The organism is Nonomuraea sp. NPDC005650, from assembly GCF_040605375.1.
GTDB lineage: Bacteria > Actinomycetota > Actinomycetes > Streptosporangiales > Streptosporangiaceae > Nonomuraea.
The window spans coordinates 138,725-163,867 of record NZ_JBEXCR010000029.1 but is presented as its reverse complement, the minus strand read 5'-3'; the positions used below and the strand labels follow the sequence as shown (position 1 = coordinate 163,867).

Below are 25,143 nucleotides of genomic sequence, written 5' to 3'. Positions count from 1 at the left end.
GGGAAGCGGCGCCCGTCGTAGACGACCGTTCCTCCATCCGCCGTGATCGCAGTCTCGGGAGCGGTGACGACCTGACGGACGTCATCGAGACTGAACGGGCGAGAGTTCATATGGTGGTTCCTTCGCCGAAGAGCGGAGTGCCGATCCTGGGGACGGCACGGACCAGCTCACGTGTGTAGGGATGTTCGGGGTGGTCGATCACCTCGGTCGCCGATCCGACCTCGACGACCTGCCCGTCCTTCATGACCGCGACGTCGTCGCACAACTGCCTGACGACGGCGAGGTTGTGGCTGATGAACAGAACCGTCAGATCGAGGTCCCGCTGGACACGCATCAGCAGATTCAGCACGGTCCCCTGCACCGAGACGTCCAGCGCTGAAGTGATCTCGTCGGCGAGCAGCACCCGGGGCTCGGCGGCGAGCGCCCGCGCGATCGCGACGCGTTGACGTTGACCCCCCGACAGCTGCATGGGCAGATCGCCGGCACGGGCCGGGTCGAGCTCGACCATCTCGAGAAGTGCGGCCACCTCGCCGCGCCGGTGAGCGCGATCGCGTCGCGTGGATCTTCCGCGTACGGCAAGCGCCTCCTCGATCGAGGCGCCGATGGACATCCTCGGGTTCAGGCAGGAGTTCGCGTCCTGGAAAATCAGCTGCACGGTGCGGCGGACGGACGCGGCACTCCCCCGGGCGCCGACGACATCGGTGCCGTCGACCAGGATGCGGCCCGCATGAGCCTCGTGCAGACCGACGACGGCACGAGCCAGCGTCGACTTGCCCGAACCGGACTCACCCACCAGCCCGACCGTCCGGCCGCTCGGCACGTGGAGACTCACCCCGCGAACCGCCTGGTGGGCGGCGGGTCCGCTGCCGTACCTGACTTCCACGTTCTCAAAGGCGAGGTCGCTCATGCCTGCCCCTCCCGTACGGCATCGAGGGGAAACTCGGCGTCCTCGGCGATCGTGGCGAACTCGGCGCCCGGGACCGCGTCCATGTGCGGCACCGCTGCCACCAGCGCCCGGGTATAGGGATGCTCCGCGCGTCCGCTCGCGAGATCCTCGGTGCTCAGGCTCTCCACGATGGCTCCTCGGTACATGACCAGGACGCGCGTGCAGAACGACGCGACCAGCGAAATGTCGTGTGAGACGAACATGACGGCCGTCCCATGCTCACGGTTCACCTTCCGCAGGAGCGCCAGGACCTCCCGCTGCACCGTGACGTCGAGGGCCGTCGTCGGCTCGTCGGCTATGACCAGCGCCGGTTCGCCCATGAGCCCCATCGCGATCGTGGCCCGTTGCCGCATGCCACCCGAGAACTCGTGGGGATACTGGCGGGCACGGCGAGCCGGGTCGGAGAGCCGTACCGCGGCCAGCCGGTCGACCGCACGCTGACGTGCCGCGCGCCGGCTGAGGCCGCCATGCAGGAGACCGACCTCCGCGACCTGCGTGCCGACATGAAGGGCGGGGTTGAGCGAGGTCGAGGGATCCTGGAAGACGAACGCCAGTCGCGTGCCGAGCCGGCGGGCCAGCGACCTGGACCGCGCTCCCCCGGGCACCTTGTCCCTGACGACAAGCTCCGTGTCCTCGAACCGGACCGATGACGCCGTCACGCGAAGTGGCTCTTCCAGGAGTGACGCGACCGCCATGCAGGTCAGCGACTTCCCTGAGCCCGACTCACCGACGATGCCGACGATCTCCCCGCGACCGATGTCGAAGCTGACGCCACGAACCGGCGTCGCCCATCCGTCCCCCCGGGGCGCCTCCACGCGCAGGCCGCGTACCCTGAGCACGGGGTCGGCCGCGACCTGCGGGACCGGTGATGCCGCCGTCGAGCCGGCGCTCTGCCGCCGCCGTCGGCGGCCGGAGGGCCGGTGCAGCCCGAATGCCCGGGCGAGCACCTCACCGGCGAGCGCGAACGTCACGCCGGCGAACACGATGGCGGCGCCCAGCCCCAGAGATGGAGCGGGGTTCACATAGATGGCTCCCATGCTCTCGTTGAGCATGCGGCCCCAGTCGTAGTCCGGCGCCTGTACGCCGAGACCCAGGAAGGACAGCCCCGTCGCCGCGACCAGCGCGGTGCCGGCGCCGATGCTGGCGTTGACGATGAGCGGGTCTCGCACGTTGGGCAGGACGTGCCGTACCAGGATCCGCGCTCGGCTGACGCCGAGGATGCGAGCGGCGGCCACGAAGTCGCGCCCGGTCACCGACGCGCCGAGGGTCTGAGTGAGCCGGGCGTAGGACGGCGCCATGGCCAGGCCGATCGCCAGTGTGACACTGGTGGCGCCCACACCGAGGGTGATCGACACGACGATGGCGAGCAGGAGAGCCGGAAAGGCGAGTGCCACGCCGATGGCGCTGTTGACCAGCCGCCCCAGCCGCCGGGGCGCGATCGTCGGCAGCAGGCCGATGACCACACCGACGAACACGCCGAGGGCCGCCGCCAGGACGGCGGTGACGATCGAGAGCCGGGTCGCGGTCAGCACCCGCGCGAGAACGTCCCGGCCACCCGCGTCGGTGCCGAGGAGGTGGTCCGCGCTGGGCTTGGCGGACAGCTGGGTCAGATCGGCCTGCCGCGCGACCTCGCCCCACAGCACCGGGCCGGACACCGCGAAGAACGCGACCACCATCAGGGCGGCCAGCGCGCCGATGCCGAGGGGAGAGCGCAGGACGGTCAGGAACCTGCGGCGAGCCGAGACCGCCATGGGCATCGGCTCGCCCGCCGCCGTCGCGGCGGCCGGCCCTGCCAGCGCGGAGTCGGGAGAGGACATGCTTGTCACCGCCATCACGTGTCCTTCAGCGCTGAACGCGGGTCAAGGCAGACCAGGACGATGTCGATCAAGAGGTTGGAGACGAGGACGATCAAGCCGTAGACGATGACGATCCCCTGCGCGAGCGGGAAGTCCTTGCTCCGCACCGCGTCCACGATCGTGAGCCCGAGTCCGGGCCACGAAAAGATGGTCTCGATCAGCACCGTGCCCGCGACGAGGGAGCCGAGCACGATTCCGGCGACGGTCAGCGAGGAGGTCACCAGGTTCGGCAGAGCGTGGCGGAAGTACAGGCGCCACCTCGACATGCGCTTCGCCCGCGCCGTCCGGATGTAGTCCTGCTCGAACACGGTGAGCGCCTCGACCCGGACGATCCTCGAGACGCCCGCGGCGACCGCGATCGACAGTGCCAGGACGGGCAGCACGTACGAGCTCGGATCGGTTCGGCCCGCCACGGGCAGCAGGTGGCTCTGAACGGCGAAGAAGTACACCAGAGCGACTCCCATGAGGAACTCGGGGATGACGGCGAACAGGCCGCTCGCCGAGGTGTAGGCCAGGTCGACGGTGGGTCTGCGGCCACCTCGGGTGAGCGCGGCGACGACGATGCCGAGCGGGACCGACACCAGGAGCACCAGCGCCAGCGACAGGAACGCGAGTTCCAGGGTCGCCGGCAGGCGCTGCTCGATGATCGTGGTCACCGGCAGGTGAAGGGAGAAGGAGTCCCCGAGAGACCACGTGAGCAGCCCCTTCCAGAAGTTCAGGTACTGCGTCCACAGCGGGTCGTTCAGTCCCAAGCTTTCGCGTTGTGCCTCCACGACCGCGGCCGTCGCGTTGATTCCGAGGGCATTGCGAACCGGGTCCCCCGGGATCAGCCGGACCATCAGGAAGACGACGGTCACCAGGGTGACCACCGAATACGCGAGCCGGACCAGCCGCCGCACGATGAAGGCACTCAGTCGCCCACCTCTGCCCCGGAACGTTCCGGTCGCGGAATCCGGTCCCGCCCCGGTTCCCGTCAGCAGGGTGACGGTCGGTTCCGTGGTCACTTCAGCACGCGGATCGCGGAACCGGGCAGCTGCCCGCCGATGGGCAGGTAGAGCGCCGTCGCGCCATTGAAGTACATCTTGTACGGCGTGACGGACACCGGTATGAGGTCAGCGCTTGTCATCAGGGTCTTCTCCGCCTCGGCCCAGGCCTTGCAGGCATCGTCACCGGTCCGGCCGGCGGCCGCGGCGACGCGGCGGTTGTAGTCCTTGTTGTCGATGGAGGCGAAGTTCGTCCCCGCAGGGGCGGCAGGTCCGGAGAGGTACTGCGGGAAGATGGCCGGTGTGCCCGTCTGGAGGTTGAGCCCCAGCGATGCCGTCCAGCCCGACGGGTCTTTGGCCGCGAAGGTCCGGCTGATGATGTAGTTCTCGTCACCGCCGTCGAGTTTCACGGCGGCGCCGGCGCTCTCCCACTGCTTCGCGACGTATTCCGCGGCGGCGCTGCCTGTGTCTGTGGTGTTGTCGTAGACAAGTGTGATGTCGACCGGCTTGCCCACCGCGCGCAGGGCCTGGCCGGCGGCGTTCGGGTCGTGGGAAGGCAGGTTGCCCTGGACGGTGTCGTAGGCGCACAGGCTCGGGTTTTCGGAGAGCAGCGATTTCGCTCGTTCGCCCTTGCCGCCGGTCAGGATCTTCGTGAGGGTGTCGAGGTCGATCGCCTGAGTCAGCGCGCGCCGTACGCCGGCCTCAGCGGTCGGGAGACCTTGATGGTGGTTGTAGACGATCATCCCGGACATGGCCGGCGTCGGCTGCGACTTGAGAGCGGCGAGGCGTTCCTCGTCCTTGCCGCTCACCATGGCCGCGTTGAGTTGACCGGACAGCAGCAGGTTCGCTCTGGTCGACGGGCTCGGCACGATCTTGGTCGTCACGGTCTTCGGCATCCCCGGCGTGTCCGAGGTGCTGTTCTTGGGGCCCCACGTGTAGCCCTCTCTGCGGGTCATCGTGATCGAGTCTCCGGCCACGACGCGATCGATGGCGAACGGGCCGGTGCCGTCGCTCCCCGCGGAGAGGCTCTTGGGGTCCTTCAGGCCGCGCTCGCACACCAGCTGCTGCGCGCCGATGTCGTACAGCATGAAGGGCCGCGGCTTGGAGGTGGTGACGGTGAGAACGTTCCCCTTCGCGCTCGCCTTGGCATCTGCCGGCACGACGGATTCCAGGCGCGGCGACTTGTTGGCGGGGTCGACGATCCAGTTGAGGTTGTCAGCGGCGGTCCGCGCGGTGAACGGCGTGCCGTCGGCGCAGGTGATGCCGTCGTTCAGGGTGTAGGTGACCTTGGTCGGGCTTTCGGTCCAGCTCTTCGCCAGGAAGGGCGCGGGCTTGGCCGTCTCGGGGTCGAGGAAGATCAGCGTGTCGTAGGAGTACATTCCGACGATCTGCGCGTTGACGATGTTGGTGACGAGCGGATTCAGGTCGCCCGGGTCGGAGTCGATCGCGACCGCGAACGTGCCGTCCGTCGCGAAGCCCGCCTGGCCCCCGTCCGAGGCCGAGCCCGAGCCGCCGCAAGCCGCAAGAGCCGGCAGAGCGATGAGGAGGGCTGCGAAAGCAGCGGCGCGTCGATTCATGGCAGGCCCGCCTTAAGGTCCGAGTCGGGGTGTGACGTCGAACACCAAGAGTCACCCGCCTGGTCGGAGAGGCGCATCGTACGTCCGCCTGATCTGCGTGCGCGGACCTTGGACGATCGGCCAACCCGGGACCGGCTGATGCGACCCCGGTCGCTACGCGGGTGGCCGCGGCGATCGCCGACCGGGGCCGAGGCGGAGTTGCAGCATCAGAGCGAATCGTTCGTCGGGGTCGGTCAGATCCACGCCGCCGATCTTCTCGATCCGGCCGAGCCGGTATCGGAACGTGTTCTTGTGCACGTGGACGGCTCGTGCCGCGGCGGCGACGTCCCCGAAGTGCTCGAGCCAGCTCTGGAGTGTCGGCACCAACTGGGTGTCGTGTTCGGTGTCGTAGTCCTCCAGGTCGGCGAGCGGGCCGGTCAGTTCGATGCGGTCGGCTGCCATCAGGTCGCCGAGGCGGAGCAGGAGGAACTCGATCGACACCTCCGCCAGTGACGCGACGCGTCTGCCCGCGCGCGGATTGGAGCTCAGCACCCGCATCGCGGCATCGGCGTCGCGCCGGGATGAGCCGAGTTCGCTGACGTCCTCGACGATGCCACCGAGTCCGGCGCAGAACCCGGTGGCGGTGTCCAGACGAGCGATGAACTCGGCGGCCAGGTCCTTCATGGCGGCCAGCGCCGGGGCGGCCGCGGCACGCACGGGGACGACGGCGTAGACCGCGCCGCCGAGTTGGGCGACGATGGCACGCGGATAGGTGGGCCTGAGGTGCGTCCGAAGTGCGGAGGCCGTTCGCTGGATGTCGGCCGCCGTGCGGACCTCGTCGTCGGACTGCAGCGGCCCCAGGACCAGGACGCAGGCCGGCGACGAACCGAAGGCCAGCTGCTGCGCGGCTTCGCGCGCGCCGGTCCCTCCCTCAAGGAGCATGGACAGCAGGGCCACTCCGAGTCGTTGGGAGGCATCGGCGCTGACGCGGGCACGCAGCATCTCGAGCGCGATCACCCGTGCTGCCTCGATCAGGGCGGCCTCCCGCTCGGGGGTGAGCGGCCCCGCCACGGCGGCCCAGATGGAGCCGAGAAGCTCATTTCCCGCCTGGACCCTCATCGCCGCCCGAGGACGGGTGCCGGGGGCGGGGTTCTGCATGAACACCGGTCGCTCCGAGGCGTACACGCGGCGGAACATGCCCTGTTCTCTCTGGTATTCGCTGTAGATCTGCGGCACCTGGAGGCCAAGGATCGTCAGACGGCGCGGCTCGTCGGCGCCGGCCTGGTCAGCCGAGAAGGCGACCACCCGCGACGACAGATCCTCGATGGTGACCGGGGCATCGAGGAGGGCCGACAGCGAGTTCGCCAGGGCGAACAGGTCTCGGTCCGCATCGCCGCCGACAGCGGGCGCCCCATCGGCACCGAGATGCAGAGCGCCGCTCAGCAACGTCGCCACCTGGATCCACGATGCGCCCTGCACCAGGCCGAAGACGGACACCTTGCCGCGCTCCGCTTCGCGGGCGACCTCCTCGTCGACGGCCAGCGGCTCCCGGACCACGAGGGCCGTGGCCCCGGCTTCGCCCAGCGCTCTGACCAGGGTGACCAAGCTGTCGTCAGCCGCCACGCCGACGCCCAGCACCACTGCGTCCGGCGGGACGTCGGGTTGGTCCAGAGGATCGTGAAGGACGACGGTCGTCACGGCACGAGCCGGCTGACGCGGCCCCGCCTTGATGGTCAGCAACGTCGAGCCGAGCCGCTCGACCACCCGCCCCAGGTCCGCTGGACTGCTCGTACCGCCTTGCATTGTGTGATCGTACATCTGTGTCCGATTTGATTCGGTCGATCGACCCAGTGTTGGTGCGAAAGCCTCGACGACAATGGGAGTGACGCGTGGCACCGATGAAGGAGCAGCTCAGCGATGAAGGCGTACATCTCCGTCGACATGGAGGGCGTCGCCGGCATCGCGACCCTCGACCAGATCGTGCGCGGCGGGTACGGCTACCCACGAGCCCAGGAGCTCATGACCGAGGAGGCCAATGCCGCGATCGCGGGCGCCTTCGACGGCGGAGCGACGAGCGTGCTCGTGAACGACTCCCACGGGACGATGGACAACCTGATCCACGAGCGCCTCGACCCGAGGGCACGGCTGGTCTTCGGGCAGCCCAAGGCCCAGTGCATGGCCGAGGGCCTGACCGAGGACTGCGCCGTGGCGCTCTTCGTGGGCTACCACGCGCCGGCCGGCACGCCCGGGCTCTTGGCGCACACCTTCTCCGCCTACTTCGGTGAGGTCAGAGTCAACGGGTCACCGGTGTCGGAGGCCGAGGTCAACGCCCTGTACGCGGCCTCGCTCGGTGTCCCGGTGGGCCTGGTCACCGGGGATGACGTCATCGGCGCGATCGCGACCGAGATCTTCCCCGAGGCCACGATCGTGACCGTGAAGAAGACACATGGATTCTCGGCCACGGACTCCGTCGCGCCGAGCGTGGCGAGGACCCTGGTGCGGGAAGGGGCCGCCGATGCCGTGGCCCGCGCGTCGGCACTGAGCTGCCCGCCGCCGCCCCCGTCGTTCGAGGTCGAGGTCGACCTGCCCTCGCCGGTGGCCGCCGAGCTCGCCGCCTGCATCCCCGGCTGCGCCCGGACGGCCGACCGGACGGTGTCGACCGTCCTCACGGCGTCGGCGGATCTCCTCGGATTCATCACAGTCCTGTACGAACTCGCGGCGAGCAGCGTGCGTGCGCGTCAGGTGATCTCCGCCCGCCGTTGAGGCCCGGCGCTCCTGCCAGTGAGTTCCTCGATGAGGGTGGTGAGCAGGTGCGTACGCGGGAGGATCCACGCGGTCTCCGCGTGCTCGTCGCGGGCGTGCGCGCCGCCGCCGACGGCACCGAGCCCATCCAGGGTGGGCACTCCCATACCCGCGGTGAAGTTCCCGTCCGATGCGCCGCCGACCGTCATCTCCTCCAGCGGAGGATGGCCGAGGCGGCGTGCGATTCGTTGTGCCTGGGTGAACAGCGCCGCCGCCGCGCTCCGTTCCATGGGCGGCCGGTTGATTCCGCCCCGCACCCGGAGCTCCGCCCCGACGAGAACCGGCGTGACCTCGCGGATCGCCCGGTCCACGCGATGCTGCTCCTCGGCGGTGCCGGCCCGGACGTCGACAGTCACAGTGGCCGTCGCGGGCACGGTGTTGGGCGTCGTGCCCGCGCTCATCACCGTCGGGGTGACGGTCGTACCGGCCGCCGGGTCAGCGAGCTGGGCGATCGCCAGCACCACCTCGGCGATCGCGACGGTCGCGTTCACGCCCTTCTCCGGATCGAGACCGCTGTGTGCGGCACGACCGAGCACTTCGATCCGGTAGAGGGACACGCCTTTGCGCCCCGTCTTCAGGGCGCCGCCCGGGCCGGCCGCCTCCAGCACGAGGGCTGCCCGGCAGCGGCCTGCTTCCTGCTCGATCAGTGCCCGTGATGTCGTGGACCCCAGCTCCTCATCGCCCGTGATGAGGAGGGTCACCTGGTCGAGGACGCCGGCGCCGCGGCATCGCCGCAGCCACGCGAGAGCGTGGATCGCCTGGACTAGGCCGAGTTTCATGTCGAAGCAGCCCGGGCCACGGACGACGCCGGCGGTTTCGGTGTAGGGCAGCTCGTCCAACGTGCCGAGCGGCCAGACGGTGTCGTGGTGCCCGAGGAGCATGACCTTCGGGTCGGCCCCGCGCAGCAGGACATGGTCGACTCCGTCGACGCGCAGGATCTCTGGCCGACGCCCCAAACGTTCATGAACCAAGTCCGCGACCACCCGCGCGGAGCGGCCGACCGCGTCCAGGTCCGTCGACGGTGACTCGGTACGAACGAGTCCGCTCAGATCCTCGAGGAGGAGCGACAGGTTCCCGGACACCTCCGGCCCGGTGGAATCCTCGGGTGTCGGCCTTCTTCTCATGAGCCGGCAGCGTTCGCGAGCCGGGTCCGCAGGAACGTGGCGAGCAGGTCCGCGGAGTGGTCGTCGAGGTTGGTGAGGACGACGACGGTCATCGCGGTCGCCGGGTCGTGGCCGGCGAACGATTGGAATCCGGGCAGTTCGCCGTTGTGGCCCCACATGCCGTCGAAGTTCGCGATGCCGAGGCCGTAGGTGATGGTGCTGTCCGGCACCGGGTGGGTGCGCATGCGTTCACGCCGGGTCTGCTCCTGGAGGAGGTCGCCGCGTACCGATGCCTCGACGAGCAGTCTCAAGTCGCCCACGGTGGACACCGCGTTACCGGCGGTCCACGCCCAGGACGGGTTGACGCGCGTCGCGTCGACGAGTTCGCCGTCCCGGCGGTGGTACCCACGCAGCCGAGGATCCGGCAGGGCGGCGGCGTCGTGCGTCAGCGGCGGGAGCTCGGTCTCCCGCATGCCGAGGGGGTCGAAGACCAGCCGGCGCGCGACGTCCTCGACTCGTGCGCCGGTTACGTGCTCGATGAGCATTCCCAGCATGATGTAGCCGGCGTTGCAGTACGCCCAGGAGGTGCCGGGCTCGAACTGCTCCGGGTTCCGCAGGGCGACCTTGAGCAGCTCGGAAGGAGTCCAGAGCCGGTCGGGCTCGAGGAGCAGACCGGCGACGAACTCCTCCGAGGTGTAGTCGGGCAGGCCCGAGGTCATGTCGAGGAGACGGCGAACGGTGACTCCTCGCGGGATCTGCGGCTCTGCCAGATGGGCCTGTATCTCGTCGTCCAGGGAGAGGTCTCCGGCCTCCGCCAGGCGCAGGACGATCAGCGCCACGATGGTCTTCGTGAGGCTCCCGATCCTCATGCGGCTGTCGGCGGTGAGCCGCACCCCGGTGGCCAGATCGCAGACGCCGAGCGCACGGGTCCAGCTGCCGTACGACGGACCGCTCACGTGGACGACGGCACCCGGGATGCCCAATCGCCGGCGCTCTCCGTCCAGGGCGCCGAGCAGGTCGTCAGTCGAGGACGCGTACGCATCCGATGCATTCTCAGGCAAGCGGAATCCTCACTCGTGGGTGTCATGCCGACCTTCGCATGATTGTCCTCACCAGGTGCCGGCGCATTGTGCCGAAGGCCGGAAGCGGCGCGAATCCCTCGTGCGATCGACCGAATGCCCGGGAGAGAGCTCTCACTACTGTGAGGCCCAGAAGACGGGGGCCGGTCACCTTGGAGGGAGAATCGCCTTGTCGAGCGTTGAGAGCGACGAGCTCGCGGAGTCCGGCGACACAGGGATCGTCGGACCGCCCGATTCCATCACGCGGCTCCCGCGTTTCGCGGGGCCCTCCACGTTCGCCCGCCTGCCGCGGCTCGACGAGGTCTCCCGGGCCGACGTCGCGATCTTCGGCGTGCCGTTCGATGCCGGTACCACCTACCGGCCAGGCGCACGATTCGGCCCGGAGGCCATTCGCGCCGGCTCCAAACTCCTGAGGCCGTACCACCTCGGGCTCGAGATCGAGCCGTGGTCGAGGTTGCAGGTCGCCGACGCCGGTGACGTCGGCGCGACTCCCTTCGACATCGCCGAGGCGGTGAGTCAGATCGAGTCCGCCGCTCAGCGGCTGTATCGACGTGCTGACCGGATCATCACTCTGGGCGGCGACCACACCGTCGCCCTCCCGATGCTGCGAGCCGCCCATCGGCACCACGGCCCCGTGGCACTCATCCACTTCGACGCCCACCTCGACACCTGGGACAACGTGTTCGGTGCGCGGCTCACTCACGGCACTCCGTTCCGCCGGGCCACCGAGGAGGGACTGCTGGCGGTGAACCACTGCGCCCATGTGGGCATCCGCCATACCACGCCGGCCGCCAAGGATCTGGAGAACGACAGGGAGCTGGGATTCGCGACGATCTCCACACTCGACGTCGTGCGGCGCGGCATCGAGCACGCCGCCGACCGGCTCCGGGAGAGAGTGGCTGATCGGCCGGTCTACATCAGCATCGACATCGACGTGCTCGATCCCGCCCATGCGCCCGCGACCGGCACCCCTGAGCCCGGCGGGCTGAGCACCCGGGAGCTTCAGCTGCTGCTGTACTGCCTCGCGGACCTCGACATCGTCGGTGCGGATGTCGTCGAGGTCTCACCCGCCTACGACCACGCTCAGATCACCGCACTGGCCGCCGCCGGCCTCACGTTCGACCTCCTGGCCATGGTCGCCCGGGGAAGGTAGTCGTCCCGAGATCCCGGAGCGGTATCCGCTCGAACACGGACGTGGTCGCGCGGGTGCCTCGCAGCCCGTTCAACTGCTGCCGTGGCGGCGGGCTTTCTCCGCGCTCCGTCGCCACGGCAGGTCTGGCGCTCAGGAACGCCGCGCCGTACCCGCCACAAGCCCGCGAGGACCTCGCGAACGAACTGCCTTCCAGACTCGGCGGTGCCCATACGAACCGGCCTGCGCGGCGACCCGCCTGACCCGCCTGACCTGCGGGTGGGACCAGCGGCACCGGAGTGTGAGCGCGTCCGCGCCGGGCCTGTCCTCGGACCAGGCCGAGCCGTGCGACGGCACCGACCTCGCCATGACTCCGGAAGGCACGTCATCCCGGGCCCCGCGCCTGCTCGGTCGCGAGCCGGCACGAGCGCCTGGAGCCAATTGTTCAACTGATTCACAGAATGATCGTCTGCGGGTTACTCTGCCTCCGGCCTAACGGAAACGGAGACCGTGGATGCCCAAATTAGCCAGATCCGGTTTTGCCCTGTCCTTAATCGGGGCCATAGTCGCGGCCACCCTGGTCGCCACCGCACCGGCAGCGTCAGCCGCACCCGCACGCACTAACGGACACCGCGTCACCGTCATGGTCCACGGCTTCGACCGCGAGGCCGACATCAGCTGCACCGGCGCGTGGAACAGCGCCAGGAATCTGCTGAACGCCAATGGCTGGGGCGACGTCGTCACCTTCGGCTACTACAACAAGGCCACCAACTGCGACCTCAGGCTCCAGGGAACCACCGACACCCGCATCCAGGAGGTCGGCCGCCAGTTCGCGTGGACCGTCTACTACCTGTACTCCAGCAAGGACGTGGCGATCGACGTCGTGACGCACTCCATGGGCGGCCTGGTCGCGAAGGCAGCCATCGAAGGCGTCAACAGGTACGGCGTGGGCAAGACGCCACCCGACATGAGCGGGCTGACGGTCGACCGGAACAACCTCGGCGCGACCACGTGGCCCAGAGACTGGCCCCCGTTCCTGTACATCGAGGACATGGTCACGTTGGCCACACCACACCAGGGCATCGGCAGCGCGGTGGTGACCGCGTGCGCCATCACCCATGAGCAGTGCAGCGACATGCGTCCGGGCAGCGGCTTCCTCAGCTGGCTGGGCAAGCAGCCGCAGTCCCAGATGGGCACGGACTACACCTTCCTCGCCTCAGAGACCGACGACACCGTCAGCGCCAAGTCGGGGACCAACGACCGCACCGCCCACCATTGGGGCCTGTACAGCTACAACACGGAGGGTGGCACGCTGACCCACACCTCCATCCGGAACACCTCAACCGGCGACTGGCAAGCCTCGTACGGGGGGCAGTTCAGCGACGAGGGTGAGGGCTCGTACCCCGCGCCGCTCCTGCGGATGATGGACGGCCTGTACGACCAGCAGGCCCAGTAGCGCGGAACGACGATCGGCACGCCACGACGGTGGCGTGCCGTAGTCAAGCACAAAGCACAAGCTCCGCGTCAGCCCCTGCCGAGGACGCAGAACTCGTTGCCCTCCGGGTCGGCGAGCACCGTCCACGGCACCTCGCCCTGGCCGACGTCGGCGCTGGTGGCGCCCAGCGCCCGCAGCCGGGCCACCTCCGCCTCCTTGTCGTCGACCGGGTACGGCAGCAGGTCGAGATGGACGCGATTCCGCACGGTCGTCACGTCGGACGTGCGGCGAAGCTCCAGATACGATCCGACGCCCTCGGCGGAGCGCAGCAGCGCGTGATCGCCGCTCACCTCGTGCAGGGTCAGGTCCACCGCCTCGCCCCAGAACCGGGCCAGGGCCCGCGGGTCCGCGCAGTCGACCACCACCGCGGCGATCGGCCCGGTGTCCCGGTAGATCTCCCGAGGCTCCAGCACGCGGAACACGTTGCCCTCCGGGTCGGTCAGAGCCGTCCACGGAACGTCGCCCTGACCAACATCGGCGGGTGTGGCGCCGAGCTCCTTCAGCCGCGCGACCAACTCGGCCTGATGGGCCGCAGAGGCGGTCGCGAGTTCGAGGTGCGCGCGGTACTTCACCGTTTCGGGGTCCGGGACGGTCACCATGTCGATGTAGAAGCCGGCGGGGTCCGGCCAGACGAACCCCTCGGGCTCAAGGTTGGTCACGCCGGGTCCCTCGCTGGAAACCCCCCAACCGAGCGCCTCCGCCCAGAACCGGCCGAGCGCCGCGTCATCCCGGGCCTTGAAGTTCACCTGAACGAGTCTCAATGCCATGCCGCTGATCATATGGCCAGGTAGATGAGGCACTGTCCGCATTCAGCCGGCGCCCGGCCGGCCCGATCCGGTCGCGGCCGGGCCGCCGGCTTTTTCCAGCTCGGCGAGGTCGGCGGCGTGGTCGCGCTCCATCGCGGCCGCCAGCTCGCGGGCCTCGGGCGCGCGGCCCGAGCGCTGCTCGCCCTTGGCCACCAGCACGAGCTGGTCCAGGTACGCACGGAACAACGCGACGAACCGCCGGTCGAAGGCGTCGTCCCGCAGGCCGGTCAGCGTACGGAGGGCGTCGGCCGTGGGCATGCCCGGCATGTCGTGCTGCGCATGCGGGTTCTCACCGGTGACGCGCGCCCGGGCGAGCAGGGCGCGCAGCCGGACCCGTTCGTCCTCGTGCTTTCTGCCGAGCCGCGCGGCCAGGTCCGCGAGCGCCCGGCTGCCGGAGCGCCCGCGAACGAGCCCGAGCAGCGGCAGCGCGCGGGTGTGCAGGGCGTCGGCGAGTTGCAGCCAGGCCACGTCGGTGGCGTTGAACCCCTTCTCGGGCTGCTCAGGAGCCGGGGCGCACCCGAGCAGCAGGACGGACAACAGCAGGAACACGAAGACCCGTACCACCGGCGTCCCACCTGGTCGGGCCCGGGCGGACCGGAAGGCCCGCCCGGGCAGCGGATTACACCGGGCGCCCGTCGGCGCCGCGCTTACACCGGACGCCCGTCGGCGCCGCACTTGACGATCGGACGGATGCAGTCACGCACCCGGCGCTCCATCTCCGCGGCCGGCCAGGCGTTGAAGAAGTCGCCGTGCATCGTGAACCCGCCCCCCGACGCCAGCCGGAAGTGCGACGGGTCGCCGCTCACCGGGTACCGGATCACCTGCCGCAGCTTCGGCACGGGTACGGGATGCGTGCCGGGGCAGGCGCCGGCCACCGGATAGGCCATGTGGCTCTTGTGGTCGGCCGAGTCCAGATCACGCCCGTTCCAGCACTGCGGGAAGTCCAGGTACGACTCCAGCATCGTCCCCGACGGGCAGTTGACGAAGTCCTTCGACGGGGGCACCTCACCGGCGTGCAGGCACGACCACCGGGAGGTCGACGAGCCGTCGGGGCCGGTCGCCTTGGCGTTGCCCGCCACGATCCGCAGCCCCAGCGGCAGCGGCTGAGTCGTGGCGATGACGTCGTCACGCACCCCTTCGCCCAGGTAGTAGAAGGTGACGATGGCCGGCTCGACCGCAGCGCCGTCCCGGTAGAAGGTCGGCACCCAGTACGAGGACCTGTCGACGGCCGGGTTGCAGTTCGTGGCGCCGTTCTGCAGGTCGGAGAGCTGCGTGTAGGCGTTCGTGACGCGGCTGCCGAAGAAGCTGTGCATGTGCGAGGCGCCGGGCAGCCCCGGGAAGACGATCGGGTCGTCCGGCAGCCGGTGGCTGAACGGGCAGTCCGCGAGGAACTCCGCCACCTTGATCACCCGGGCCTCGGCCGGGCGCGGCGCGACGGCGACCATGCCGATCAGCAGGGATAACAGCGCGAGCAGTGTGGTTTTCCTGGTTGTCATTGGTAGACCCTCACGTAGTCGACGAGCATGCGGGAGGGGAACGGCGTGGCGGCGTCGGGCGGCCCCGGCCAGTCACCGCCGATCGCCAGGTTGAGGATGATGTAGAACGGGTGGTCGAAGACCCACGGGCCGCGCGTCTGCTCCACCTGGTCCTTGCTCAGCGTGAACACCGTCCTGCCGTCGAGCGTGTACACGATGCCCTTGCTGTCCCAGTTCGCGGCCCAGACATGGAAGTCGTCGGAGAAGTCCGCGCCGTTCGGCAGGGTGTAGGGCGAGCCGATGCCTCCACCGCCGTTGTACGCGGGCGCGTGCACGGTCGAGTAGGACGTCTTCACGTCCTTGCCGAGGACCTCCATGATGTCGACCTCGCCGTTGTACGGCCACGGCCGCCCGGTCAGGAAGTCGGCCCCCATCATCCAGAACGCCGGCCAGAACCCGTTGCCCTTGGGCACCTTGATCCTGGCCTCGACCCGGCCGTACGTGAAGTGGAACTTCGTGCCGGTGTTCATCCTGGCCGAGGTGTACTGGCAGGTGCCGCTGCCGGTCAGCGGGTCCGTCGGGCAGGTCGTGCCCGGCGTGGCCTGCTTGCGCGCCTCCATGACCAGGTGTCCCTGGCCGTCCATGGAGGCGTTGTCGTGGTTGGTGTAGTACTCCAGCTCGTTGTTCGGCCCGGTGCCCGGGTCGGCGCGCCACTTGGCGGCGTCGGGCTTGCCGCCGGCCGGGCCGTTGAACTCGTCGCTCCACACCAGGGCCGGCGGGTTGGCCGGGTCCTTCGGCGGGGCGGGCGGATCGACGGGGTCGCCGCCGGTGCCGTATACCTGGAACTCCCACAGGCTGTAGCCGTAGGGGCCGGCCCGCGTCGTGCCGTACATCCGGACGTAGCGGCCCGAGCCGCTGACGTTCAGCGTCTGCTTGAAGCCGGTGCCGGTGGTGGTGCTGTAGACGGTCGTCCAGGTGTTCGCGTCGGGCGACACCTGGATCTGGTACGACGTGGCGTAGGCCGGGTCCCACTGCAGGACGACCTTGCTGAGCTGCGCGGTCGCGCCCAGGTCGACGTAGATCCAGCCGGGGTCGACCCAGCCGGTGGTGGCGCTGGTGGCCCACCTGCTGGCGGGATCGAGGTCGAACGCCCTGGCCGGGGTGCACTCCCAGCAGTTGCCGTCGTTCTGGGAGCTGGAGGCCACGCCGGGCTTGTTGTACGACAGCAGCCGCTCGCCGCCGCCCGGGCCGCCTGAGGTCCCGTAGACCTTGAACTCCCAGAGGCTGTAACCGTACTGGGTGGCGCGCTGGGTGCCGTGGACGCGGACGTACCGGCCGTTGCCCGACACGTTCAGCGTCTGGTCGCCGCCGGTGCCGGTGGTCGTGGAGTGGACGGTGGTCCAGGACGTGCCGTCGGCCGACACCTGCACCTGGAAGGCGGTGGCGTACGCGGCCTCCCAGCTCAGCTGCACCTGGCTGATGGACGCGGCGGCGCCGAGGTCGACCTGGATCCACTGGGGGTCGGAGAAGGCGCTGGACCAGCGGGTGCCGGGGTCGCCGTCGACGGCCGCCGAGGCGGGGAAGGCCACGTTCTCGGCGGAGGAGGCGGTGGCGGTCTTGCCCTGGGACAGGAGCGGGTCCGCGGCGGCGGTCGCGGGCAGGACCGCCGTCAGCGACAGCGTGATCATGAGGGCGACGAGTGTCCCGAGGCGTCGCAGACTCGGATTGGGGGGTGGACTCACGACGTCTCCGTCAAAGTCGGGAATTGGTTCGGGGAGCGCTCTCTCAGATGGAGAGTGCGCGCGTCTCCTATTGCTGTCAAGGTCTCGGTTAATATCGGCGAAACGCCGTCGTCACGTTAGAGAGCGCTCTCTACGCGGGGCTGGGGCAGGCGAATCGCATGTGAGCTGGGAGGACGCGCGCACCCACGAAAGGACGGCCCCCGGTCGCGAAAATCGGCCTTCTTGACAGCCGTCGCCGCCGGGCCGCACCCCCGCGAGGGAGCGCTCTCTCACGAGGGGCCGCGCGCGGTCAGGGCCCGCCCGGATCCCGGGCGGGCCCTCGTTCCTGCCGGGTCAGGACCGGCCGGCGTCCGCGGTCAGCCGGCTGCCGCGAACTGGCCGACCCAGTACGCGGTGCGGTCCAGATAGGCGGTCTGGGCCGGGGCGCCGGTGCGTCCGTAGGCGCCCTCGTAGCTCTGGTAGCCCGACCGCGCGACCGCGGGCTCGATCACGCTGCCCTCGTGCCACTCGTTGAAGGACGTGATGGACACCCACGTGGGCCTGGTCTGCAGGGCGTTGGACCACTCCTTGTCGTAGGTGGCTCCGTTGTCCCGGGCGAGGGTGGGCGTGGTGTTGCCCGGCACCGCGCGGTCGTCGAGGTAGCCGGGGCCCACCGACGGGGCCCACACCAGCCCGCGCTGGCGGGCGTAGTCGGCGGCCTGCTGCCAGCCGGGCGCGGTGGCGCCGGCGATCGCGTCGTAGGTGTACATGCCGTTGAAGTTCGCGATCTTCGTGGTGTCGGTGGTCTGGGCCAGGATGACGTTGTTCTGGTTGACCTGGCTCAGGGCGGACCAGTCGGTGATGCGCAGGCTCTCGAAGACGTAGAAGGCGTTGCGGAAGGCCGGATGCGACCCGTAGGTCTGGTTGATGTAGCGGATGTCGTCCACGGTCGAGGCGGCGGTCCGGCCGGAGTACGGCTCCAGGTGCCAGGCCACCTTGAGCCCTTCCTTCGCCGCCGCGTCCATGATCCCTCTGGCGAGGTTGTCCTCGTAGCTGCCGCGGCCCCACCAGCTGAGCACCAGCACCCCGGTGCCCGCCTGTTTGATCCACTTCATGTGCTGGGCCACCGTGCCGGCGAAGTCTCCGGAGTCGTACGCGCCCAGCGCGGGGTAGAAGTCCGCGCCGATGTCGTCGGGCGGGGTGTGCCCGCCCTGCGGCCAGTGCCGCCAGCCGCCACTGACCTGCGGTGAGCCGTACCAGGGGTAGTAGAAGACGTGCACCTTGTCCGACAGCGGCGTGCCTCCGCTGGTCGAGCTCTCCAGGGTGAGGGTGTCGACGTCGAACAGGTTGCCGCTGCCGCCGGTGAAGACCAGGAAGAGCGGCCCGGCGCCGGAGCCGGTCAGCGTGGTCGAGACGTTCTGGAAGTTCTCCCACCCGCCGGTGGACGGTACGGAGACCGAGCCGAGCAGGGTGCCGGTGGCCGAGCCCGAGCGGACCTGGATCGTGCCGCCCGCCCCGCCCGAGGAGATGCGGGCGCTGAACCGGGTGGCGCCCGCGGTGCTGACCTGGGAGTAGCCCGCCCAGTCGCCGTTGTCGACGTAGCCGAGCGTCTGGCCGCCGCTCGCCGGCGCGTGGGCCGCGACCTGCACCCCCGAACTGGAGGTGTAGGACTCGCCCTCGACGGTGACGGGTCCGCCGCCGCCCAGCTCCTTGATCCGGATGTTGCGGAAGGCGGCCTGGTCGGAGGCGCCGTGGTTCTGGATCCCGACGTAGCCCTGGCGCAGCGAGCGCCGCGGGTCGGCGTTGGTGAAGTCGTTGATCTTCACGCCGTTCAGCAGGACCTGCAGGCGCTCGCCCTCCACCAGCAGCTCGTAGGTGTTCCACTCGCCGGGCGGGTTCAGCGCCGCGTCGCGGGCGGCCTGGTCGGCGGCCTTGAAGCCGTAGATCGCCCCGGTGGTGCGGTCCGCGGTGTCGGTGGCGTCGATCTGCACCTCGTAGCCGTTGTCGACGGCCGACTGCGGATCGGCGGAGGCTGGGAAGCCGACGAAGACCCCGGAGTTGCTGTCGCCGGTCAGCTTCCAGTCCAGCTTCAGCGAGTAGGAGCCGAACTCCTTGGTGCCGTACCACAGCAGGCCCATCCCGCCCTGCGAGCTCAGGGTGGCGTCGGCGTTGGCGAAGCTGCCCGGGCCGGCCTGGGACCAGCCGCCGGTGGAGCCGTTGTACAGCGTGGTGTAGCCGGTCTCCGGCCGGCAGTCCGCCTTGGCGACCCCGGCCGCGTACCTGATGCCGCCGAGGAGCTCGTTGCGGAAGGCGGGGTCGGCGTACGACTCGATGGTGTGGCCGAGGCCGGTGTAGAACGCGCGCCCCTGGCCCTGCGGGTGGCACCAGGTGATGGGGTGGTCGCCCATGTCGCCGCCGCTGTAGCTGCTTTCGTCGAGGCTCTGCAGCACGCGTACCGAGGGGCGGGGGTTGGTGCGGTAGTTGTACCACTCGTCGGTACGCGTCCAGGTCGGACCGAGGTGGGCGGTCGCGGGGTGCGCGCGGTTCTCGGTGCGCACGGTGGCCTGCTGGATGGCGGGGTGGCCCTTGAACCAGGCGCCGGCCAGCTTCTCGTAGTACGGCCAGTCGTATTCGGTGTCGGCGGCGGCGTGGACGCCCAGGTACCCGCCGCCCGCGTCGACGTAGGACTGGAAGGCCGCCTGCTGGGTGTCGTTGAGCACGTCGCCGGTGGTGTTGAGGAAGACGACGGCCTTGTAGCCGGCCAGGTTGGCGCCGGTGAACGCGGCGCCGTCCTCGGTGGCGGTCACGGTGAAGTTGTTCGCCGCGCCGAGATCGCGGATGGCCTGGATGCCGGCCGGGATCGAGTCGTGGCGGAACCCCGCGGTCTTGGAGAAGACCAGCACTTGGTAGGCCGGGTCCGCGGAGGGGGCGGTCAGGCTCGCCGCCGCGAGCACGAGGCTCAGAAGTTTGTGGATCATCGCCTTCCCCTACCTGGTGATCGTCAAGGTGTCGATGTCGAAGAGGTAGCCGCCGCCGCCGGTGAAGACCAGGAAGAGCGGTCCGGCGGCGGAGCCGGTCAGCGTGGTGGTGACGTTCTGGAAGTTCTCCCACCCGCCGGTGACCGGCACGGTCACGGAGCCGAGCAAGGTGCCGGTGGCCGACCCCGAGCGGACCTGGATCGTGCCGCCCGCCCCGGCCGACGACACGCGGGCGGAGAAGGTCTTGGCGCCCGCCGTGTCGACGTTCGAGTAGCCCGCCCAGTCGCCGTTCTCGATGAAGCCGAGCGTCTGGCCGCCGCTCGCCGGCGCGTGGGCCGCGGCCTGCACGCCGGAGCCGGAGGTGTGGGACTCGCCCTCGGCGGTGGTGCTCGGCGCCGATCCGGTGGTGAAGGTGAAGGCGTCCACATCGAACAGGTTGCCCTGTCCCGACACGCCCTTGAAGACCAGGAACAGCTTCGTCGTGCCGCCGGGGGCGTTGCCCAGCGCGGCGGAGACGTCGGTGAAGGTGTCCCAGCCTCCGGTGTTGGCCACGGTGAGCGTGCCGAGCAGGGTGCCGGTCGATGAGCCGGATCGCACCTCGATCGTGCCGCCGGGGCCGCCGGAGGAGACCCGGGCGGTCAGCCTCGTGGCTCCGGCCAGCACGTAGGGCTCGAAGGAGATCCAGTCGCCGTTGTCGGTGAAGCCGACCGTCGCCGCGCCCTCGGCCCCGCCGTGGTTGGCGACCTGGATGCCCTGCTGGGCGCCGAAGTGCTCGGCCTGGCGGTGCACCGGCTGCAGCGTGCGCAGGCTGTGGCCGGTCAGCCCGCCCTTGTCGGTGTACTCGGCGTCGAAGACGCCGTAGAGGTTGGCCGCCGCGTCGTGCTCGCCGTCGACCGGGATGGTGATCGATCCCTCGCAGCCGTTCTTCGAGGTGATCGCGTGGGTGTGGCTGTCGTGTCCCACCAGGTACGTCACCTTGACGCCGGCGCAGTCCACCGTGCCGTCCTCGGGGTCGGTGACGGTGACCTTGAAGGGCACGGCCTGACCGTAGGAGAAGAGCTGTCCGTCGGCCGGGGTCGTCAGCGTCACCGTGGGCGCGGTGTTGCCGACCGTGATCACCAGGCTGGCGGTCCCGGTCAGGCCCTGCGGGTCACGTACGGTCAGGGTCGGCCGGAAGGTGCCGTTGGCGCTGTAGGTGTGCGACGGGTTCGCCTGCGTGGAGGTGGCGCCGTCGCCGAAGTCCCACGCGTAGGTGAGCGCGCCGCCCTCGGGGTCGGAGCTGCCGGCCGAGGAGAAGGCCACGGCCAGCGGCGCCTTCCCTGAGGTCTTGTCGGCCGCGGCCCTGGCGACGGGGTTGCGGTTGGCGCCGCCGAGATATTCGATCCGGTAGAGCGCCTGGTTGCCGCCGCCCGTGCCGTAGTCCAGCACGTACAGGGCGCCGTCGGGGCCGAACTTCGAGTCGATGATCTGCGTGCCGTCCCACGGGAAGTCCTCGATCACGCCGGGGGTGCCGTCGCCCTTGACCTCGATCGCCTTGATCCACTGGCGGCCGAACTCCATGGCGAAATAGCGGCCGTCGAGCGACTGCGGGAACTTGACCGACGAGGTCGAGCTCGCGTCGTAGCGGTAGACGTCGCCGCCCATGGGCGACTCGGAGCCGCCGCCGAACTCGGGCGGCGAGCCCGCGTCGCCGTACTTGATCCAGCTCGGCTTGGCGGCCGGCAGCGTGGCGAGCCCGGTGTTGCGGAAGGAGTTGTTCGCCGGTCCGCCCGCGCAGTTGTACCTGGCCGCGGAGGGGCCGCTGGGGAAGGTGTACTCGTTGTAGGTCTCGGCGGCGGTGTTGGTGCCGGTGCAGTACGGCCAGCCGTAGTTGCCCGGGCCGGTGATGCGGTCGAACTCCACCTGCCCGCCGGGGCCCCGGTTGGCGTCGGCGGCGCCCGCGTCCGGGCCGTAGTCGCCCAGGTAGACGGTGCCCGTCTGCTTGTCGACCGACATGCGGAAGGGGTTGCGGAAGCCCATGGCGTAGATCTCGGGCCGGGTCCTGGCCGTGCCGGGCGGGAAGAGGTTGCCCGCCGGGACGGTGTAGGTCCCGTCCGCCTGCGGCTTGATGCGCAGCAGCTTGCCGCGCAGGTCGTTGGTGTTGCCCGAGGAACGCTGCGCGTCGAACTGCGGGTTGCGGTCGGTACGCTCGTCGAGCGGCGAGAAGCCACTGGACTCGAACGGGTTGGTGTCGTCGCCGGTGGTGAGATAGAGGTTGCCGGCGGCGTCGAAGTCGATGTCACCGCCCACGTGACAGCACTGGCCGCGGTCGTTGGGCACCTCCAGCACGACCTTCTCACCGGCCAGATCGAGGGTGCCGTCCGCCTTCAGCGTGAAGCGCGACAGGTTCAGGTGACCTTTCCAGGGCGCGAAGTCGGCCTCGGTGCCGGTCACGGGGGCGTCCCCGCCCGGGGTGTTCAGCTTGGGCGAGTAGTACAGGTAGACGAAGCGGTTGCTGGCGAAGCCGGGATCGACGGCGATGCCCTGCAGCCCTTCCTCGTCGTGGGTGTAGACGTCGAGCTTGCCCGCCACCTTCGTCGCGCCGGAGGCGTCGGTGAGGCGGACCGTGCCGTCGCGGGCGGTGTGCAGCACCGACCTGTCGGGCAGGACCGCGAGCGACATGGGCTCGCCGAGTTCGGCCGGCCCGAGGGCCAGCTGGACCTGCTGATAGTCGCCGGGTGGGATGTCCAGCGCCGCCGCGCTGGTGAGCACCAGCGACGCCGCGACGAGGAGCTTGGACCACGCAGACATGGGGGGTTCCTTTCCTGACCGGGGGACGTCAGGGAGGTTGGAGGCGCGTGCTCACATTGCGCTTGACGTTTTGTGAAGACTTATCTCGTGGTAAGGAGCCTGTCAAGAAGCTCCACGTTCAGTCAGTGAACGGTGACAAGCGACGAAAACCCGCAAGATATCGACTGACATGCGCAAATTCGCTGCGGACGAAACTTACAGTCGCTAAACCCATCTTGACACCAGGGCGGCCGAACGGCATGCTGCGGATCACAAATCGATTTGCACATGTGGAGAGTACATGACCGACTTTCCGCGGCGGGTGCTGGTGACGGGGGCGGCAGGAAGCGTTGGCCTGGCCACCCTCGATCTCCTCGCACGCCGTCAGGTGGCGGCGACCGGGCTGGACCTGCGCGACCCCGGCGGCCTGCCCGCCGATCGCATGGTGGTGGGCAGCGCGGGTGATCCGGAGGTGGTCAGGCGGGCGCTGGACGGCGTGGACGCCGTGATCCACCTCGCCGCGCTCCCGGCGCCCATGCTCGGCACGCCGGAGGAGGTGTTCTGCGGCAACACCAGGGCCACGTTCGTGGTGCTGGAGGAGGCCGGCCGGGCGGGAGTGCGGCGCGCCGCCATCGCCAGCAGCATGTCGGCCCTGGGGCTGGCCTGGGCGGACAAAGTACTCCACCCGGCCTACGTGCCCGTCGACGAGCAGATCCCGCTGCAGGTCGAGGACCCGTACGCGCTGTCCAAGCAGGCCGACGAGCTCACGGCGGCGATGATGAGCCGCAGGCACGGCATGACCACCGTCGCGCTGCGCTTCCCCCGGCTGGGCGGGCCGGAGGACAAGCTCCAGCACACCGCCGAGGAGTGGGCCGTCGACCGGGCGGCGGGCGCCAGGGAGCTGTGGAGCTACCTGGACGTACGAGACGCCGCGCGGGCCGCCTGGCTGGCGCTCACGCGGCCGATCGAGGGCCACCACGTGGTGACCGTCGCCGCGCCCAACACGCTCATGTCCGATCCGACCGAGGAGCTGCTGGACGTGTTCCACCCCGACAGCGAGCGGCGGGCGCCGCTGCCCGACCGCACCGTGCCGCTCGACCTGCGCGCCGCCGAGCGGGTGCTCGGCTTCACCGCGAGGCACGTGCTGCCGTGACGAGCCCGATGCGAGAGACCCAGGCGCCCTGGCCCGCCCGCGACCGGCTCCGCATCACGCGGGTCCGCCCCATCGTCACCGCGCCCGAGGGGCCGCCGCTGGTCGTGGTGAAGGTCGAGACCAGCGAGCCCGGCCTGTACGGCCTGGGCTGCGCCACCTTCACCCAGCGCTGCCACGCCGTGGCCGCCGCCGTCGAGCGGCATGTGGCGCCGATGCTCGTGGGCCGCCACCCGGCCGACATCGAGGACATCACCCGGATGATCCACCTGTCGTCGTACTGGCGCGACGGGCCGGTCCTGAACAACGCGCTGTCCGGCGTGGACATGGCGCTGTGGGACATCGCCGGCAAGCGCGCGGGCATGCCGGTGTACGAGCTGCTCGGCGGCAGGGTCCGCGCCGCGGCCGACACCTACCTGCACGCGGCCGGGGCCACCGTCGAGGAGACGATCGAGCACGCTCAGGCGATCCTGGCCGCGGGCTACCGCAACGTCCGGCTCCAGACCGGGGCGCCCGGTCTGGGGCACTACGGCGCCCCCGGCACGCCGGGCGGCTACCCCGGGCAGCCGTACCCGGACGGCTGGGACGTCCAGCGGTACCTGCGTGACACCCCCAAGCTGTTCGAGCGTGCCCGGGAGGAGCTCGGGGAGGAGCCGGGCCTCATGCACGACGTGCACTCCAGGCTCGCTCCCAAGCAGGCGATCGGGCTGGCGCGGGCGCTGGAGCCGTACCGGCTGTTCTTCCTGGAGGACCCCATCGCGCCGGAGTTCTACGACCGCCTTCCGGAGGTGCGGCAGGCGGCGCCGATGCCGATCGCGGCGGGCGAGCAGCTCGGCTCCGTCACCGACGCGGCCCGGGTCGTCAAGCTGGGCGGCGTGGACCTGCTCCGCCTGCACGTCTCCTCGATCGGCGGTCTCACCCCGGCGCGCAAGCTGGTGGCGATGTGCGAGCTGACGGGCGTCGGCACGGCGTGGCACGCGCCCGCGGACGTCTCGCCGGTCGGGGCGGCGGCCAACCTCGCGCTCGACGTGACCACGTCGGCCTTCCAGATCCAGGAGGGCCACGTCTACCCCGACGCGGTCCTGGAGACGTTCCCCGGCACGATCAACCCGAGCCAGGGCTACCTCTATCCGGATGACGCACCCGGCTGGGGCGTCGACCTGGACGAGAAACAGGCGGCGAAGCACCCGCCGGTCACCCACCAGCACGAGCGGTGGGCCGCCCGGGTGCGCAGGCCCGACGGGGGGCTGGAGGCGCCCTGAGATAAAAGGTTCAGCGGCTGAAAGGATTATGCC

Annotated in this window: 18 protein-coding genes; 5 read left to right on the top strand and 13 right to left on the bottom strand. The window is 70.0% G+C overall.

Annotated elements, in window-relative coordinates; genetic code table 11:
- Window positions 1–106: 106 nt before the first annotated feature.
- The 5 genes from ABZS69_RS41540 to ABZS69_RS41520 all read right to left on the bottom strand — a co-directional run bounded on the left by ABZS69_RS41540 (window position 107) and on the right by ABZS69_RS41520 (window position 7,144).
- On the bottom strand, window positions 107–907 hold the full coding sequence (locus tag ABZS69_RS41540; protein WP_355382054.1) for an ATP-binding cassette domain-containing protein: 801 nt from the start codon (window positions 905–907) through the stop codon (window positions 107–109).
- Window positions 904–2,778, bottom strand: a complete 1,875-nt coding sequence (locus tag ABZS69_RS41535; RefSeq protein WP_355382052.1) for a dipeptide/oligopeptide/nickel ABC transporter permease/ATP-binding protein — start codon at window positions 2,776–2,778, stop codon at window positions 904–906. Before ABZS69_RS41535 ends, ABZS69_RS41540 begins: the two co-directional genes overlap by 4 nt.
- Window positions 2,778–3,701: an ABC transporter permease gene (locus ABZS69_RS41530; RefSeq protein WP_355382051.1), complete on the bottom strand. Its 924-nt coding sequence runs from the start codon at window positions 3,699–3,701 to the stop codon at window positions 2,778–2,780. The genes ABZS69_RS41535 and ABZS69_RS41530 overlap by 1 nt, the downstream gene beginning before the upstream one ends.
- A gap of 101 nt (window positions 3,702–3,802) precedes the next feature.
- Complete coding sequence (locus ABZS69_RS41525) at window positions 3,803–5,362, bottom strand: ABC transporter substrate-binding protein (RefSeq protein WP_355382049.1); 1,560 nt, start codon at window positions 5,360–5,362, stop codon at window positions 3,803–3,805.
- A 153-nt stretch (window positions 5,363–5,515) separates the two neighbouring features.
- Window positions 5,516–7,144: a helix-turn-helix domain-containing protein gene (locus ABZS69_RS41520; protein ID WP_355382047.1), complete on the bottom strand. Its 1,629-nt coding sequence runs from the start codon at window positions 7,142–7,144 to the stop codon at window positions 5,516–5,518.
- 114 nt (window positions 7,145–7,258) lie between these two features.
- Here ABZS69_RS41520 and ABZS69_RS41515 point away from each other — a divergent pair, with 114 nt between their 5' ends.
- Entirely contained in the window at window positions 7,259–8,104 is an 846-nt protein-coding gene (locus tag ABZS69_RS41515; RefSeq protein WP_355382045.1) for a M55 family metallopeptidase, read from the top strand.
- On the opposite strand, the gene ABZS69_RS41510 is transcribed toward ABZS69_RS41515, so the two are convergent.
- Entirely contained in the window at window positions 8,080–9,099 is a 1,020-nt protein-coding gene (locus tag ABZS69_RS41510) for a M20 family metallopeptidase (RefSeq protein ID WP_355382043.1), read from the bottom strand. The two genes, ABZS69_RS41515 and ABZS69_RS41510, sit on opposite strands and share 25 nt — an antisense overlap.
- A 164-nt stretch (window positions 9,100–9,263) precedes the next feature.
- On the bottom strand, window positions 9,264–10,307 hold the full coding sequence (locus ABZS69_RS41505; RefSeq protein ID WP_355382041.1) for a serine hydrolase domain-containing protein: 1,044 nt from the start codon (window positions 10,305–10,307) through the stop codon (window positions 9,264–9,266).
- 187 nt (window positions 10,308–10,494) lie between these two features.
- Here ABZS69_RS41505 and speB point away from each other — a divergent pair, with 187 nt between their 5' ends.
- A complete protein-coding gene (gene speB, locus ABZS69_RS41500) occupies window positions 10,495–11,478 on the top strand; it encodes an agmatinase (RefSeq protein WP_355382039.1) in 984 nt (327 codons plus the stop codon).
- A 619-nt stretch (window positions 11,479–12,097) separates the two neighbouring features.
- Window positions 12,098–12,910 carry a hypothetical protein gene (locus tag ABZS69_RS41495; protein ID WP_355382037.1) on the top strand — a complete coding sequence of 271 codons (813 nt, stop codon included), beginning with the start codon at window positions 12,098–12,100 and terminating at the stop codon, window positions 12,908–12,910.
- Between the two features lie 68 nt (window positions 12,911–12,978).
- Here the strand turns inward: ABZS69_RS41495 and ABZS69_RS41490 are convergent, their stop codons facing one another.
- The 6 genes from ABZS69_RS41490 to ABZS69_RS41465 all read right to left on the bottom strand — a co-directional run bounded on the left by ABZS69_RS41490 (window position 12,979) and on the right by ABZS69_RS41465 (window position 22,719).
- A complete protein-coding gene (locus ABZS69_RS41490; RefSeq protein WP_355382035.1) occupies window positions 12,979–13,716 on the bottom strand; it encodes a VOC family protein in 738 nt (245 codons plus the stop codon).
- Between the two features lie 42 nt (window positions 13,717–13,758).
- Window positions 13,759–14,319, bottom strand: a complete 561-nt coding sequence (locus tag ABZS69_RS41485) for a DUF305 domain-containing protein (RefSeq protein WP_355382033.1) — start codon at window positions 14,317–14,319, stop codon at window positions 13,759–13,761.
- 83 nt (window positions 14,320–14,402) lie between these two features.
- Complete coding sequence (locus ABZS69_RS41480) at window positions 14,403–15,251, bottom strand: DUF1996 domain-containing protein (RefSeq protein ID WP_355382031.1); 849 nt, start codon at window positions 15,249–15,251, stop codon at window positions 14,403–14,405.
- Complete coding sequence (locus ABZS69_RS41475) at window positions 15,248–16,972, bottom strand: discoidin domain-containing protein (RefSeq protein ID WP_355382029.1); 1,725 nt, start codon at window positions 16,970–16,972, stop codon at window positions 15,248–15,250. Before ABZS69_RS41475 ends, ABZS69_RS41480 begins: the two co-directional genes overlap by 4 nt.
- A gap of 356 nt (window positions 16,973–17,328) precedes the next feature.
- A complete protein-coding gene (locus ABZS69_RS41470) occupies window positions 17,329–19,929 on the bottom strand; it encodes a ThuA domain-containing protein (RefSeq protein ID WP_355382027.1) in 2,601 nt (866 codons plus the stop codon).
- 9 nt (window positions 19,930–19,938) lie between these two features.
- Window positions 19,939–22,719 carry a carbohydrate-binding protein gene (locus tag ABZS69_RS41465; protein ID WP_355382025.1) on the bottom strand — a complete coding sequence of 927 codons (2,781 nt, stop codon included), beginning with the start codon at window positions 22,717–22,719 and terminating at the stop codon, window positions 19,939–19,941.
- A 280-nt stretch (window positions 22,720–22,999) separates the two neighbouring features.
- Here ABZS69_RS41465 and ABZS69_RS41460 point away from each other — a divergent pair, with 280 nt between their 5' ends.
- Complete coding sequence (locus ABZS69_RS41460; protein WP_355382023.1) at window positions 23,000–23,851, top strand: NAD(P)-dependent oxidoreductase; 852 nt, start codon at window positions 23,000–23,002, stop codon at window positions 23,849–23,851.
- An 8-nt stretch (window positions 23,852–23,859) separates the two neighbouring features.
- Window positions 23,860–25,110 carry an enolase C-terminal domain-like protein gene (locus tag ABZS69_RS41455; RefSeq protein ID WP_355382021.1) on the top strand — a complete coding sequence of 417 codons (1,251 nt, stop codon included), beginning with the start codon at window positions 23,860–23,862 and terminating at the stop codon, window positions 25,108–25,110.
- Window positions 25,111–25,143: the final 33 nt, after the last annotated feature.